At 46.4% G+C, this 13216-nt stretch carries 15 protein-coding genes and 1 other RNA gene; 13 read left to right on the forward strand and 3 right to left on the reverse strand.

The features are described 5' to 3' along the window. The first annotated feature begins 27 nt into the window (after positions 1 to 27). From AAAA73_RS08670 to AAAA73_RS08700, 7 genes are all read left to right on the forward strand, one after another. Positions 28 to 513, forward strand: a complete 486-nt coding sequence (locus AAAA73_RS08670) for a hypothetical protein (RefSeq protein ID WP_340597827.1) — start codon at positions 28 to 30, stop codon at positions 511 to 513. Further along, on the forward strand, positions 513 to 1547 hold the full coding sequence (locus AAAA73_RS08675; protein ID WP_340597829.1) for a class I SAM-dependent methyltransferase: 1035 nt from the start codon (positions 513 to 515) through the stop codon (positions 1545 to 1547). Before AAAA73_RS08670 ends, AAAA73_RS08675 begins: the two co-directional genes overlap by 1 nt. Before the next feature lie 20 nt (positions 1548 to 1567). Next, complete coding sequence (locus AAAA73_RS08680) at positions 1568 to 2095, forward strand: GNAT family N-acetyltransferase (RefSeq protein ID WP_340597831.1); 528 nt, start codon at positions 1568 to 1570, stop codon at positions 2093 to 2095. 96 nt (positions 2096 to 2191) lie between these two features. Next, on the forward strand, positions 2192 to 2731 hold the full coding sequence (locus tag AAAA73_RS08685) for a hypothetical protein (RefSeq protein ID WP_340597832.1): 540 nt from the start codon (positions 2192 to 2194) through the stop codon (positions 2729 to 2731). Positions 2732 to 2745: 14 nt separating this feature from the next. Further along, on the forward strand, positions 2746 to 3576 hold the full coding sequence (locus AAAA73_RS08690) for an ABC transporter ATP-binding protein (protein WP_340597834.1): 831 nt from the start codon (positions 2746 to 2748) through the stop codon (positions 3574 to 3576). Continuing rightward, a complete protein-coding gene (locus AAAA73_RS08695) occupies positions 3527 to 4345 on the forward strand; it encodes an ABC transporter permease (protein WP_340597836.1) in 819 nt (272 codons plus the stop codon). The genes AAAA73_RS08690 and AAAA73_RS08695 overlap by 50 nt, the downstream gene beginning before the upstream one ends. A gap of 1 nt (position 4346) precedes the next feature. Continuing rightward, positions 4347 to 5141, forward strand: a complete 795-nt coding sequence (locus AAAA73_RS08700; RefSeq protein WP_340597838.1) for an ABC transporter permease — start codon at positions 4347 to 4349, stop codon at positions 5139 to 5141. Between the two features lie 23 nt (positions 5142 to 5164). Here the strand turns inward: AAAA73_RS08700 and AAAA73_RS08705 are convergent, their stop codons facing one another. Both AAAA73_RS08705 and rnpB read right to left on the reverse strand, forming a co-directional pair. Continuing rightward, positions 5165 to 5803 (reverse strand): transposase, encoded by a 639-nt coding sequence (locus tag AAAA73_RS08705; protein WP_340597841.1) that lies wholly within the window; start codon positions 5801 to 5803, stop codon positions 5165 to 5167. 106 nt (positions 5804 to 5909) lie between these two features. Next, an RNA gene (gene rnpB, locus AAAA73_RS08710) (RNase P RNA component class A) lies at positions 5910 to 6291 on the reverse strand. A 97-nt stretch (positions 6292 to 6388) separates the two neighbouring features. Here rnpB and AAAA73_RS08715 point away from each other — a divergent pair. The 4 genes from AAAA73_RS08715 to AAAA73_RS08725 all read left to right on the forward strand — a co-directional run bounded on the left by AAAA73_RS08715 (position 6389) and on the right by AAAA73_RS08725 (position 10002). After that, a complete protein-coding gene (locus AAAA73_RS08715; RefSeq protein WP_340597843.1) occupies positions 6389 to 6874 on the forward strand; it encodes a fibronectin type III domain-containing protein in 486 nt (161 codons plus the stop codon). 55 nt (positions 6875 to 6929) lie between these two features. Further along, the gene (locus AAAA73_RS08720) at positions 6930 to 8135 is read left to right on the forward strand and encodes a DASH family cryptochrome (protein ID WP_340597845.1); all 1206 of its coding nucleotides are present in this window, start codon (positions 6930 to 6932) and stop codon (positions 8133 to 8135) included. Beyond that, positions 8116 to 8331 (forward strand): CPXCG motif-containing cysteine-rich protein, encoded by a 216-nt coding sequence (locus tag AAAA73_RS17410; RefSeq protein WP_413582796.1) that lies wholly within the window; start codon positions 8116 to 8118, stop codon positions 8329 to 8331. Before AAAA73_RS08720 ends, AAAA73_RS17410 begins: the two co-directional genes overlap by 20 nt. 81 nt (positions 8332 to 8412) lie before the next feature. Then, the gene (locus AAAA73_RS08725; RefSeq protein ID WP_340597847.1) at positions 8413 to 10002 is read left to right on the forward strand and encodes a PAS domain-containing hybrid sensor histidine kinase/response regulator; all 1590 of its coding nucleotides are present in this window, start codon (positions 8413 to 8415) and stop codon (positions 10000 to 10002) included. Here the strand turns inward: AAAA73_RS08725 and AAAA73_RS08730 are convergent. After that, complete coding sequence (locus AAAA73_RS08730; protein WP_340597849.1) at positions 9962 to 10810, reverse strand: Bd3614 family nucleic acid deaminase; 849 nt, start codon at positions 10808 to 10810, stop codon at positions 9962 to 9964. The genes AAAA73_RS08725 and AAAA73_RS08730 overlap by 41 nt on opposite strands. Before the next feature lie 46 nt (positions 10811 to 10856). Here AAAA73_RS08730 and AAAA73_RS08735 point away from each other — a divergent pair, with 46 nt between their 5' ends. Both AAAA73_RS08735 and speE read left to right on the forward strand, forming a co-directional pair. Continuing rightward, positions 10857 to 11777, forward strand: a complete 921-nt coding sequence (locus tag AAAA73_RS08735) for a class I SAM-dependent methyltransferase (RefSeq protein ID WP_340597851.1) — start codon at positions 10857 to 10859, stop codon at positions 11775 to 11777. Positions 11778 to 11918: 141 nt separating this feature from the next. Continuing rightward, positions 11919 to 13202 carry a polyamine aminopropyltransferase gene (gene speE, locus AAAA73_RS08740; protein WP_340597853.1) on the forward strand — a complete coding sequence of 428 codons (1284 nt, stop codon included), beginning with the start codon at positions 11919 to 11921 and terminating at the stop codon, positions 13200 to 13202. Positions 13203 to 13216: the final 14 nt, after the last annotated feature.

Raw genomic sequence — 13216 nt, forward strand, 5'->3', positions numbered from 1 at the left:
GACTCGAATTTATCAAAAGGAATCGGAATGAAGAAAATTGTAAGCGTCATCGTTTTCGTTGCAGCTTTGGTTTGGACTTGGAACGTGATTCACACAAATGAAGCTATTGGTTTCGAGACGCACGCTGGCATCCAAACAAAACTGGCTGAGCTCATTACCAACACTCTTGCGGCTAAAAAACCAAACGCAAAAGAATTGCGCATTGATAAACTTTGGACTGAGTCTATGAACGACAACAAAGTTCGCGCGGTTTTCTCTTACAAATTTATTGAAATCAGCGAATCCGGCGAATCACTTGAACAAGTGATCGAAGGCGAAGCCATTCTTCACCGTGAACCAACTGAAGACAAAACTGACAAATGGACTTTGCAATCTGTTAAAACGACGAATGATATCGTTATTTTCTCTGAAGGTTCCACTGTCACTCCAGGTCCGGATGCACCAGCTGAAGGAACTCCTGAAGCTTCTCCAACTGCTTCTCCGGCTCCGACTGCAAGTCCTGAAAAACACTAATGGCTATTCCCACGCACTTTGTTCAAATTGATGAAGAGGGGTTTTGTGTCAGTCGCGAATTGCGAATCCAAGACCCCGTTGCTGGACGCGAAATCCTTGAAAATCTAAAGCTTCATCAAGGCGGAACACTGCTAAGCACTTTCAGCGACACTCCAGTGATCGTCGAAGCCTTTGACGAACCCCTGATCGCACTGCAAATCGATAAAAATGATTCACACTGGTCCATTCGCTGCGCCTATGACACGGAATTTTCATTCGAATTGAAAACTCTGTCCTTGGACGAGTGGGATCGTTTTCATGGATATACAAAAGATCACATCCCGTTTGTTTTCTCGCGCAAAGCTCAGGCCGCATTTTTCAATTTACTGGAAGAATTCGACGATGAATCCATCACCGTCGACGGCAAAACATACGAAATCCCGACATACTGGGGTTCCGAAACCGACGTTGAAAAAGAATCTTTCTGGAGCCAGATCTACAAGCGTGAGGAAAATCCCGGCTGGAATCTTGGTGAACCTGCTGAAGCTTTGAAGGACATGTTTCAACGCCTGAAAATTTCCCGCTCCCGCATTCTGGTATTAGGCTGCGGCGAGGGTCACGATGCTGCGTTTTTTGCGCAAGCAGGACACTTGGTGACCGCGGTTGATATTTCTCCGCTGGCTTTGGAACGAGCAAAGAAACTATACGGTCACATGGAAAACCTGACATTCGTGGAAGCAGACTTGTTCAATCTGCCTCGTAACTACGATGCCGCTTTCGATGTCGTGTTTGAACATACTTGTTATTGCGCAATCAACCCTGAGCTGCGCCAGGATTTGGTGAAGGTCTGGAACCGCGTTTTGGTCGATGGCGGCCATTTGATGGGTGTGTTCTTTTCGTTTGAAAAACGTCAGGGTCCTCCATTTGGCGGTAGCGAGTGGGAACTTCGCCAACGTGTTAAAAACAATTACATCCCGATCTTCTGGGGTCGCTGGCAACAGTCCGTTCCCAATCGTCAGGGTAAAGAATTCTTCGTCTACGCCAAAAAGAAATAGCCCCATTAAGAAGGTACTCCATGCATATTGAATTCACACAAGCTGACGAAAGCCATATTGAGGAACTTGTGGAGCTTGTGAACTCTGCCTATCGCGGAGACAGCTCTAAAACTGGCTGGACAACGGAGGCTGATCTTTTGGATGGACAACGCGTGGACGAGGAAGGCTTGCTGGCTGACATCGAACGCGAGAATTCCGTGATCCTGATTGCCGAAGACGATGACACAGGCAAACTTCTGGGCTGCGTTCATTTGGAAAATCAAAACGGTAAGTGCTACCTGGGCATGCTGACTGTGGACCCGACACTGCAAAACAAGGGCATTGGCAAAATGCTAATCAACGAATCCGAAGCCTTTGCCCATTTCTGGGGTTGTACGCATTTGTACATGACTGTGATCTCTGTCAGAACCGAGCTGATTAAGTTCTATGAAAAAGAGGGCTTCCGCCAAACTGGCGAAAAGAAGCCGTTTCCCTATGGCGACGAGCGCTTTGGCATCCCTAAAGTCAAAGACCTGGAATTTGTCGTTCTCGAGAGAAAACTCTCCTAAACAAACAATCATACGCAATTTGCATATTAACTTAATGTCTATGTATTAAAAGTTTTCCTCGTTTGGTCCTATGGTTTGATCAAAGCGAGGTGACCTATGTTTTCAAAATCAATTCTAGCGGCTGTTTTAGTACTTTCAGCAACGCCAGCATTTGCCGATCACATGGGACCTAACGGCGATAAATTCTATGATGAAGCTGCGCACTTCACTGCAGCTTGCAATCAAACAGCCTGCCGCGCCCCTTACTCTGCTGCCATCGTTTACAGCCAAACTCCCCGCGTAAACAGATTGGAACAAAACTCTGCAGAGGCACTTCGCACAGTGACAAGCTATCAGGCACAAATCTGGAGCGACACAATTCTTGGTGGCGATTACTATGCAGCTGGTCGCACTCGCATGGATTCAGTTGTGGCGTACTTCAAAAAAGACCGTTTGGTTGGTTATAAGATTCGCTACTCCGAAAAAGCATGGAATACCTCGAATTGTGCGTTTAACGGAAAAAGAGACTCTTTGAAAGGCTGCCAGGAAGGGCGAATTAGCGAGGAAAGTTACGTTTCCCCTGATTTTCAGACTTTCTTCACTGACGAGGAACGCCAAGCTGGTTTCTCTGCCGACTTCTCTTTGGGAACAAACTAGTCTATGATCGCCGCATGGCGATCGCAATAGAAACCAAAGACCTCACACGCATCTACAAGAGCTACCAAAAGCCCGAAGGATTTACGAATTCAATCAAGGGCTTTTTCAATCGACAGTATCAGGAAAAAACAGCTCTTGATAAAACTTCACTGACAATCGAATCAGGACAAATTGTGGGATTGGTTGGAGCCAATGGCGCCGGCAAAACCACTTTGTTGAAAATGCTTTCAGGTTTGGTGACTCCAACGGGTGGCGACGCTCAGGTTTTGGGTTTCAGACCATGGGAAAGAAAAAACGAATTCCTTCGTCAGATATCTATTCTGCTGGGTCAAAAAAATCAGTTGTGGTGGGACATCTCCCCGGCTGATTCCTATGCCTTGCTCGCGCGCATTTATGACCTGGAACCAGCTGCCGCACGCAAACGCGTGGCTCATCTGGCAGAGATGCTTCAGTGCACCCACGTGCTGAACACACAACTTCGTCGCCTGTCTTTGGGCGAGCGTATGAAAATGGAAATCATCGGCGCACTTTTGCACGAACCACAGATTTTGTTTCTGGATGAGCCGACAATTGGTTTGGATATCGTTGCGCAAGAGACAATTCGCGAGTTTCTGGATCAATACGTAAAAGAAAAAGCACCAACGATTATTCTGACCAGCCACTACATGGATGACATCGCCCAGCTTGCCGACAAATTATTATTAATCAGCAAAGGCAATATCGTATACCAGGGCACAGTGGACGAGTTCGTTGCGAACTCCAATAAAGAACTAGCTGAAAATCAAGAGGTCGATTTTGAAGAAGTCATTCGCCGTTTTTTGGAAACGGAATCTCGCGTTCGCTAAGCTCGCGATTGTTTCCAATCTCGAGTACAGGCTGAATTATTTCGTCGACGCTGTTTTGCAGCCGACGCTGACCACAGGGATTGAAATCCTGTTGTGGATTGCCGTCTTCCGTGGCGCCGCCACTGCTGAAATCGCAGGATTCACACGTGATTACTATTTGTCTTATGCTTTGTGGGGGGCGTTCTTCGCCCGGATCTGCACCAGCTGGATGTATGAATTCCGCATGATTCAGGAAATCGATTCTGGCAGCATCAATGCGATCCTGACCCGTCCCATGAGTTATTATGAATATTATTTCTCTCAGTTGATGGGATATAAGTTCATCACAACTTTGGTTTCCATGGTCATTCCCGTGATTGCGGTGCTGGCTTTCTCTCTGCCAACAAAGTTTGAACGTCTGCCGATGTCATTTGCTTTGGAATTTTATTATCTGATTCTGGTTCACTCCATCAGTTTTGTAGTGGCCGCCTGCGCGTTTCACTTGAATAAAGTCTATTCATTCACAGGAGCAAAAAATCTGGCTTTGTGGCTTATGACCGGTGAGCTATTTCCTTTAGATCTGATGCCCGAGCCCTTGAAATCCATCATGATTGCCTTGCCATTCAGTTCAGGCGTTTATGTGCCCGTGGGATATCTGACAGGTCGACTGGAGATTGGCTCGGTCTATCAGTCATTCATTTCAGTCACCATTGGGATCGTGGTGGTAAATCTTGTCGGCGCCGTTATTTGGAAGCGCGGACTGAATGCTTACACCGGAACGGGGGCTTAAGATGGCAGTCATAAAAAAATACTGGCTTCTTTATATCTCGATGTTCCGTGCAAGCTTCATCGCGGACCTTGAATACCGCGTGAACTTCTTAACTCGTATCGTGACTGATATTTTCTGGTATATCGCACAGATCATGACCTTTGAAGTCCTATTCATGCACACACCGATGATCGGCGCCTGGAATCACGCACAAATGCGTGTTTTCCTGGGTGTGGTTTTTGTTGTGGATGCTCTTTATATGATTATTCTGTCCGAGAATCTGGATCAGTTCTCTGAAAAAGTTCGCAAGGGTGATCTGGATTTGCTTTTGGCGAAACCTGCAAACTCCCAGTTCATGATCAGTCTGCAAAAGGCTTCGACCCCAGCCATTGGCAATCTTGTGATTGCCACTTCCTGGTTTATCTATAGCATGATTCAGCTTCCCGACTTTGAATGGATCAGATTATTCTGGCTGATTATTTTGATTCCTTGTGGATTGGTGGCGCTTTATTCGATGCGCTTCTCGATGGCGGCCACAGCGGTGATTTTTGCTCGCTCTGAGAATCTACAATTCATATGGTATCAAATTTATCGTTTGGGTATGCGACCCGATTCAATCTATGTACCTTGGCTTAAGTGGATGTTGTTGACTGCACTTCCTGTAGGAGTCATCGCAAGCTTGCCAGCTAAAGCCCTGCTAGAACCTGCGTCCTATGGTCTATTTGCCTGGGCTATCATTCTGTCCGCCATTCTAATTTACGGAACCAATAAGTTCTGGAAGTTCGCTCTGAAAAACTACTCAAGCGCCAGCTCCTAAAAGGTGCCAGGTCCTACTTCTTATCACAGCAAGTCATCATCAGATAGCATCGGCATATTCGTATTCCGGTGCTTTTTCGATTTGAAGTACTGACGCTTAATGCCCCACCTATATCCTTCCAATTTTATCGGATCGGACGGTGTATTCAACCATCGCAGCGTCCCCTCGTTGTCAGAATATAAAGTGCCGTCTTCACATACTGGAAATTTTGAAGGAGACAGTTTCAACTTCATTCGCAACGAACTGAACTCGTAGTCTTCAGCCTTTTCACAAATGCCAGCATCAACCGGATTTCTGTAATTATATTTGTAAGCGTTCAAATAATATTTATGTGTCTGCAAAATGGTTTTGAAATGACGACCGGCAAAGGTCTCGTTGATGCGATTACCCGCCCTGGTCAATCGACGACTCACTCGAAACATAAACTGTTGCATACATTGACTGATATTTGCGTCGGGCGTGGATGCAATAAGATGGAAGTGATTGCTCATCAGAACGAAACTGTGAATCACTAGATTATACTCTTTAGTGGCATAGTCCAGTTCGTCACAGAAAATTTCCCACACCTTTTCCATGGGAACATTGAACCAATCACGGTTAATACATCGGGCGCTAATGTTATAGGGATATTCAGCTTGTAAAATGGCTTTAGCTCTAGGCATGCAGTGTAGACTCTGCAATTCCGAGAGGAATACCAATTACCTCCGAGAATAGCCTCGGAGGAGCGGTGCGTCCGTAAGTAGGACCTGGCACCAAAAAGGAAGGTGGGATTTCGGTTTTGCTTTAAGCCGGATTCTGTCCAATTCACCTGGTCCCATGATTGTCCCGATGAACTTAGATGATCATTCCTCTAGGAGCGACATTACTGTCGCCCTCAAGCGATCTTACCCGGTGACTACGGGCTGGCCGCCCTACTAGTGTCACCCTATTTGATCTTGCTCCGCGCAGAGTTTGGCTGTTTTCACTCCGGCGGCTCCCCTGACCCTCCCGTTCCCGGTGTCAGGCTCAATGCCCCGGACATTCTCTCTGTTCCACTGTTCCTTAGGTTACCCTAGAGGGGCGTTACCCCTTGCGCTGCCATATGGAGTCCGGACTTTCCTCTGTAATATCAATATGTTAGAATTATTACAGCGATCATCCGCAAAACCGAAGTGTTTTCTAACACCCTCCAGCATTTTTCGCAAGAGGGTTTTCATCGCCACATATTTATTTTACTTTCATCTGACTTACTTAAAAAGGAATTTTATATGAAGATCTTTGCATCTCTGATCGCGTTTGCTGTGACTTTGGCCCTAACTGCACCTGCTTTGGCAGAAGGCGGCGGTCCTACTCACCACACAAAAGAAGAGCTTAAAGAGAAGATGAATCTTTTGTTCCCACCAAAAGAAGTGAACAAAGACGATCAAATCATCCCTGCAAAACCTGAGTTGACGAGCCCGGAATACTTCGCCGCTATCAAAGGTGAAACTGTTCAATTGAAATGGAAAGAAGCTAAAGACGCTCAAGAATATCACGTGCAAGTTGCAACTGATGCGAACTTCAAATGGTTGGTTGCAGACGATCAACACGTAAAAGCGACGACATTCGACGTTTCCAAACTTGAAGCTGGTAAACACTACTTCTGGCGTGTGGCATCTGTCAGACCAAACAACTGGTCTACTCATCGCAAATCTTACTTTGCAATGTCCATGTTTGAAACTCCAGCATCTGCTGCAGCCGCTCCTGCAAAATAGCATTCTCTGACGAATCAAGTTCGTCGTCTAAATAGGCCCTCATATACTGTCAGTTATGAGGGCTCTTTATTGGTTCCGCAACGATCTCAGAATCCATGATAATGAAGCACTGACTTGGCTTTGCAATAATGCCCAGGATGCTTTATTCGTCTATTCATATCCCTTAAATTTCAGTCGCGCCGGGAAATTCCGTCGCAAGTTTTTACTGGAATCCCTGGCCAGTCTGGAAAGGGAGCTCGCACTTCTGGGCCACAACCTGATCATCACCTATGCTCACCCTGAAGAAGTGATACCGGTTCTAATTCACAAATACAGAATCAACACACTGGTATTCACCAGCGAACACACGCCTGAAGAAACCCGGGAGGAAAACCAGGTCACCTCACGCATCGTGATTGATAAAGTTCAATCCTTCGATCAAAGAACACTGATTAAAAAAACCGCGCTGCCATTCCCCCTCCACGAGCTGCCATCAAATATGGCCGAGTATCAAATTTCGCTGAAGGATTCGCAGCCGGACCCCATCCTGCCAATTCCATTATCCTGGCCAGAACCGATTTCGTCTGACGAATTCGAGTTGGATCTGAATCGGGAGATGCGCATGTTTCAGGTTCCGTCCCGCTTCACCGGTGGAGAACGACAGGCCCTGATCCGGCTCAAGGAATTCATCTGGGACAAAGACCTGCTTCGCAATTTCAAGGAAATATCCTCTGAGATACTGCAGTTCGATGACAGTTCCAAGTTTTCCCCGTGGCTTTCCAACGGCAGCCTTTCCCCCCGAGTCGTTTATTGGGAAGTAAAAAACTATGAACAAGAACGTGGCGCCAACACTTCCACTCAGTGGATGATTCTGGATCTGCTGCGACGGGATTTCTTTAAGTACTATTCGCTGAAGCTGGGACCATTTCTGTTTCAAGCGGACACCAATCCCACACACCAACCGCTGGTTGATGATCGACTTCAACAAGAGTTATTTAAAAGCTGGAAAAGCGGCACCACTGGCAAGCACGCGATTGATGGTCATATGAAGGAACTGAACGACACCGGATTCCTTCCCTATCGCTGCCGCCTGGATGTTGCAAAGTATCTGACCGAAACCCTGAACCTGGATTGGCGTTGGGGGGCCCGGCATTTTGAAGAAATGCTTATCGACTACGATCCTTCCAGCAATTGGGGAAATTGGAATTACCTCATCGGAGTCAACGCCACCACTCAACGACCAAATAATCATGGAGGAATTTATGACCAGCCCGGAATTTGAAAGCTTTGAGAATGAACAAATAGAGCATTATTTTAAATGCCCTTACTGCCACAAAAGCATTTCGATGCTGGTGGACATTTCAGAGCCGGGACGTCAAACCTATGTGGAGGACTGCGAAGTCTGCTGTCGCCCAATTCAAGTAACTTACTCCGCAGATCAAGGAAAACTCGTCGACTTCGCAGCGCAAAAAATTTAATGCGTCCGTTATTACAAAACTTTAATTCCCAGGCGCTTTTGTAATTTTATTTAAATGCAATTCTACAGATAGACTTACTACATGAACAAGTCAGCTTACGAAGCTCTCGTAAATTCACATGCACTGATTGAGTTTGATCCCGAAGGAAAAGTTCTTTGGGCAAACCGCAATTTTTTGAATTTGCTGGGCTACGAAATGGACGAGATTCATCAGCGCTCGCATTCGATGTTTTTGCCTGACTTTGAACTTCACGAATCTGAATACAACGAACTCTGGGACACACTGCGCACCGGCAACCCGCAAGTGGGCGAGTTTAAGAGACTTGCAAAATCCGGCAAGGAAATTTGGGTTCATTGCTCTTATACGCCGGTAAAAAATGACAAAAGTGAAGTGATAAAAATTCTGAGCATGGCCTTTGATATTACAGAAAAAAGGCAACTGGCCGAGAACCTTGAACGAAAAAATCAGGAACTGTTGTCCACAGCAGCCAAGGCCCGAGCCGCAACTTATGCAAAGTCCGTATTTCTGGCAAATATGAGTCACGAAATCCGCACTCCACTAAATTCAATTATCGGTATCACTGACACACTCGCAGAAACTCCACTGAACGGACAGCAATCCTCGTTTGTCGAAATCCTGCAACGAGCAAACTATCAATTGATGACCATCATCAATGACGTCTTGGATCTTTCCAAGGTGGAGGCCGGCGAAATCGTTTTGCACATGCTGCCTTTCGGTCTGCAAAAAATTATCGAGGATATACTTTCAATTCTGGAGTTCCGGGCAAAGGAAAAAGGCCTTTCACTAAAGGTTGTCGTTCATCCCGAAGTTCAGTCCTTCTATATTGGAGACTCGGACCGCCTTCGTCAGGTGTTGATCAATCTGCTTAACAATGCCATCAAGTTCACTCATCAAGGCACGATCACACTGACGATCTCTCCGAACAACACTCCTCGTACCGGAAATATTTTATTCAGTGTTTCTGACACCGGAATTGGCGTTTCAAAACAAAAGTTCAAAGATATTTTCCGTCCCTTTACTCAAGCAGATCCAACCACAACAAGACGTTATGGCGGCACCGGGCTGGGTCTTTCGATTTCTCAAAAAATCGTCACTTTGATGGGCGGAGCTATCTGGCTTGAGAGCGAACCGAATATTGGCAGCACATTTTACTTCACTGCTTCGATGCCCTCGACGACAGAGCGCAAAACCAGCATGCACAACCCTCTGCAAGGTCGCTATCACCTTAACGACTTACAGCACTTTATTCAGGAAGAACGCCTGCGCGTATTGGTGGTTGATGATGTGGATGACAACCGCAATTTGCTGGGAATCTATCTGCAAAAAACAATTCACAGTATCACTTATGCCGAAAGCGGAACTGATGCCGTTGCCTTGGTCGAAAAAAACGACTACGACGTGATTTTCATGGACGTGCAAATGCCTGGGATGGACGGACACGAGGCCACCATGCGCATCCGCGAAATTGAGCGCGAACAAGGCCGTCGTGCGGCCCGTATTTTTGCGTGTACTGCAAATGCTTTTGCTGAAGATATCGAACGAAGCCTTAGCGCTGGTTGTGATATGCATCTATCCAAACCGATTCGCAAGGACACCCTTATGAAGGCGATCAATTCCTGCTTTTCTCAGGCAGAGTCAATTGTTGGTTAAGTCGCATACGATCCAGTACCGTCTGCGTGGACAGTCCACCCGACTCTTCGATTCCGTAAATCACTTTTAAATGCTTTGGCGACTCACTCCAATTATAGATCATACCGGCGCACATCTTACAGGGCTTGTGAGTGCTATAAATAACCGAATCGATCGGAATCTTCTTCCCGGTTTCCTGATAATACTTTTGAACCATATTCACTTCGGCATGCAGGGTTTTATTCTTGGAATTGGAGTTTATTCCGTAAGACAGAATCTCCCCTTGTGCAGAAATCAAAATGGCAGCGATACCCCGGTCAAAATCATGCAACACCTTTCCGCGGGGAACCAATTGCGACAAATCAAAAGCTGCTTTCAGGCGCTCTTCATCAGTAGCTAGGGATTTCACCGTCCACGTTGCGCGCAAGTCGATCAAAGAAATCTGATTTTGCTCGTTCAACTGAGTCACCGAGCTGATCGAATTTTCAACGTTGTCAATTTCACGAAATTCAAGGTGTTCGGAAAATTCCAGGTCGGCCTCGGGAAGGACGGCTTCACTCACTCGTTTAGCGACAACTTTTACCATACCCCGGCACATTTCCGAGAGTGCCGCAGAGGTGAAAATTCGTCGTCGTAAAATAAAGAAGCTATGATCGATTTGCTGGTCAAAAATGCCTTGAAGGAGCTTTACAACTGCTGAAGAGGGCGCCATTTGATTTTTGCGGAAGTGGGAATAGAAAACCCTTCCTTCGTGCTCCACAAAAGCCACATCGTGGCCCTCACGGGAGAGTAAAAATGCTAGGTGCCGGGCCCTTTTTTCATCGCTCATTTAAGAATTGGTACCATATCAGCCCAAATTTGTCTAAAAGGGCTGTATGCAAATGATCAAAAACCGCCTGGAAAAAAACTACAAGAAACTGAAATCATGGGCTGAGCGCACCGGTATCGAAGCCTATCGCTTGTACGATCGTGACATCCCTGAATATCCGTTCATCGTGGATATCTACGGCGAGCACTTTTTGATTTATGATAAGGGCGATGATCGCGACAAGGACAAGAATCACCTTCCCCACGTTGTCGAGGCTTTGCAGGCTCTGTTTAAGGCCGAAGAATCAAAAATCATCGTGAAAAAGCGCGAGCGCCAGGAAGGCTTGAAGCAGTATGAGAAACTTGATCAGAAAGAACAGACTTTCTCGGTTAAGGAGTCCCAAGCCCTGTTCAAAGTGAATTTGTACGACTACCTGGATACCGGTTTGTTTTTGGATCACCGTCCGATGCGCCAGAAGATTTTTAAAACTGCCAAAGACAAAAAGTTTTTGAACCTGTTCTGCTATACCGGATCCGTCAGCGTTTTTGCTGCCCTTGCCGGCGCCCGTACCACATCTGTGGACATGTCCCAGACTTATTTGGGATGGGCCCAGGAAAATTTTGAACTGAACAAAATCCAGGCCTCCGAACACAGCTTTATCAACGCCAATGTTCTGGAATGGTTATCCGAAAATGCGGGCCGCCCGGCATTTGACATTATTTTTCTGGATCCTCCGACATTTTCAAACTCCAAAAAGATGCAGGACAGCTTTGAGGTCGAGCGCGATCAGGACTTCCTGGTGAACTCTTGTATGAGCATGCTGGAACCCGGTGGGGTTTTGTATTTCTCGAATAATAAACGCAAGTTCAATCTGTCACCTGCGATTAAGGAACAATACAAGGTTCGTGACATCACGGAAGAAAGCATCCCACAGGACTTTCACGACAAGAAAATTCACGTTTGCTTTCAGATCTCCGCCTTCTCCTAAAGCTTCGGCGGACAAGTCCGCAGGGACTCCATGTTTTTGTGTTTCGTTTTGTGGTCAAAAATGACTTGCCCCCGGGGGTAAAAGGACCTATTACCCCCTTAGCAACTATGCACAAATTTATAACATTTGGAGGGCACGGAATTGAATGCTTTAGGTCGCCATATTTTGGTTGAGTTCAGCGGGTGTAACGCTGAGGTGTTAAACGACGTTTCTATCATCGAAAGAAGTATGATTGAAGCGGCACAAATCGCAGGGGCTACTGTGATTAACTCGACATTCCACCACTTTTCCCCTTGGGGAGTGAGCGGTGTGGTTGTTATTCAGGAAAGCCATTTGGCAATCCACACATGGCCGGAATACAGATACGCAGCGGTGGATCTTTTCACATGCGGCGAAACTGTGGACCCTTGGGTTTCTTTTGAACACCTGAAAAAAGCATTCCAGGCAAATTACTCGGCGATCGAAATGAATCGCGGTTCTTTGCACGTGATCCAAAAAACTGACTTTAAACCTAAAACAATCCGCGAAAAACCGACTTTTGATTTGTCCAAAGGCGTGCAAATCGAACGCAACGTTTGGTTCACCGATAAGGACGAGAACCAAGCCTTGTCTCTTCGTTACACAGGCGACGTCTTATTTGATGAAACAAATCCGTTCCAACGTGTTCGCGTATTGGAATCTTACTCACATGGAAAATTCCTGGCGATTAACAACATGGTTATGTGTTCCGAGCGTGATGAGTTTCATTATCATGAAATGATCACTCACCCGGTTATGCAGTCCCACGGAAAAGCCAAAAACGTTTTGGTTATTGGCGGCGGCGACGGCGGAACGATCCGTGAGTTGTTTAAGTACGACGTTGATAAAGTGACGATGGTGGAAATCGATGAAGCCGTTGTTCGCGCTTCAAAACTTCATTTGCCACAAATCGCTTCTGAGTTCGGCAACCCGAAATTGAATCTTATTATCGGTGACGGCATCCAGTTTGTGAAAGATGCGGCTCCTAACTCTTACGATGTGATCATCGTTGACGGTTCTGACCCGGTAGGACCTGCTGAAGGCCTATTCACGGCAGAGTTCTATGATAACTGCAAAAAAGCGCTGAAAGATGGCGGCATGGTGATCACTCAAGGTGAATCGCCGATGTTCCATGAGGGCACTTTTGTTGAGCTTAATAAGTGCCTAAAAGGCATTTTCGGCGCTTCCAGCGTTCACACTATGCTATTCCACGCCACGACTTACCCGTCTGGAATGTGGAGCTTGCAAATGGGCGTGAAGGGTTCCACTCACCCAGCGACCGATTTTAACAAAGACCAAGCGCGCCAATTTGCTAAAGCAAAGGGCTTGAAATACTACAATGAGGATTTGCACTCTGCGGCGTTCTCTTTGCCGACGTTTGTTAAAACAATGTTGGGCCAAAACTAAAATCACCAATTGTC

It is taken from the genome of Bdellovibrio sp. GT3 (genome assembly GCF_037996765.1).
In the GTDB taxonomy this organism is placed as follows: Bacteria; Bdellovibrionota; Bdellovibrionia; order Bdellovibrionales; family Bdellovibrionaceae; genus Bdellovibrio.

Coding starts and splice junctions, on each gene's coding strand:
- AAAA73_RS08670 (WP_340597827.1), top strand. CDS start 28: ATGAAGAAAATTGTAAGCGTCATCGTTTTCGTTGCAGCTTTGGTTTGG.
- AAAA73_RS08675 (WP_340597829.1), top strand. CDS start 513: ATGGCTATTCCCACGCACTTTGTTCAAATTGATGAAGAGGGGTTTTGT.
- AAAA73_RS08680 (WP_340597831.1), top strand. CDS start 1,568: ATGCATATTGAATTCACACAAGCTGACGAAAGCCATATTGAGGAACTT.
- AAAA73_RS08685 (WP_340597832.1), top strand. CDS start 2,192: ATGTTTTCAAAATCAATTCTAGCGGCTGTTTTAGTACTTTCAGCAACG.
- AAAA73_RS08690 (WP_340597834.1), top strand. CDS start 2,746: ATGGCGATCGCAATAGAAACCAAAGACCTCACACGCATCTACAAGAGC.
- AAAA73_RS08700 (WP_340597838.1), top strand. CDS start 4,347: ATGGCAGTCATAAAAAAATACTGGCTTCTTTATATCTCGATGTTCCGT.
- AAAA73_RS08705 (WP_340597841.1), bottom strand. CDS start 5,803: ATGCCTAGAGCTAAAGCCATTTTACAAGCTGAATATCCCTATAACATT.
- AAAA73_RS08715 (WP_340597843.1), top strand. CDS start 6,389: ATGAAGATCTTTGCATCTCTGATCGCGTTTGCTGTGACTTTGGCCCTA.
- AAAA73_RS08720 (WP_340597845.1), top strand. CDS start 6,930: ATGAGGGCTCTTTATTGGTTCCGCAACGATCTCAGAATCCATGATAAT.
- AAAA73_RS17410 (WP_413582796.1), top strand. CDS start 8,116: ATGACCAGCCCGGAATTTGAAAGCTTTGAGAATGAACAAATAGAGCAT.
- AAAA73_RS08725 (WP_340597847.1), top strand. CDS start 8,413: ATGAACAAGTCAGCTTACGAAGCTCTCGTAAATTCACATGCACTGATT.
- AAAA73_RS08730 (WP_340597849.1), bottom strand. CDS start 10,810: ATGAGCGATGAAAAAAGGGCCCGGCACCTAGCATTTTTACTCTCCCGT.
- AAAA73_RS08735 (WP_340597851.1), top strand. CDS start 10,857: ATGCAAATGATCAAAAACCGCCTGGAAAAAAACTACAAGAAACTGAAA.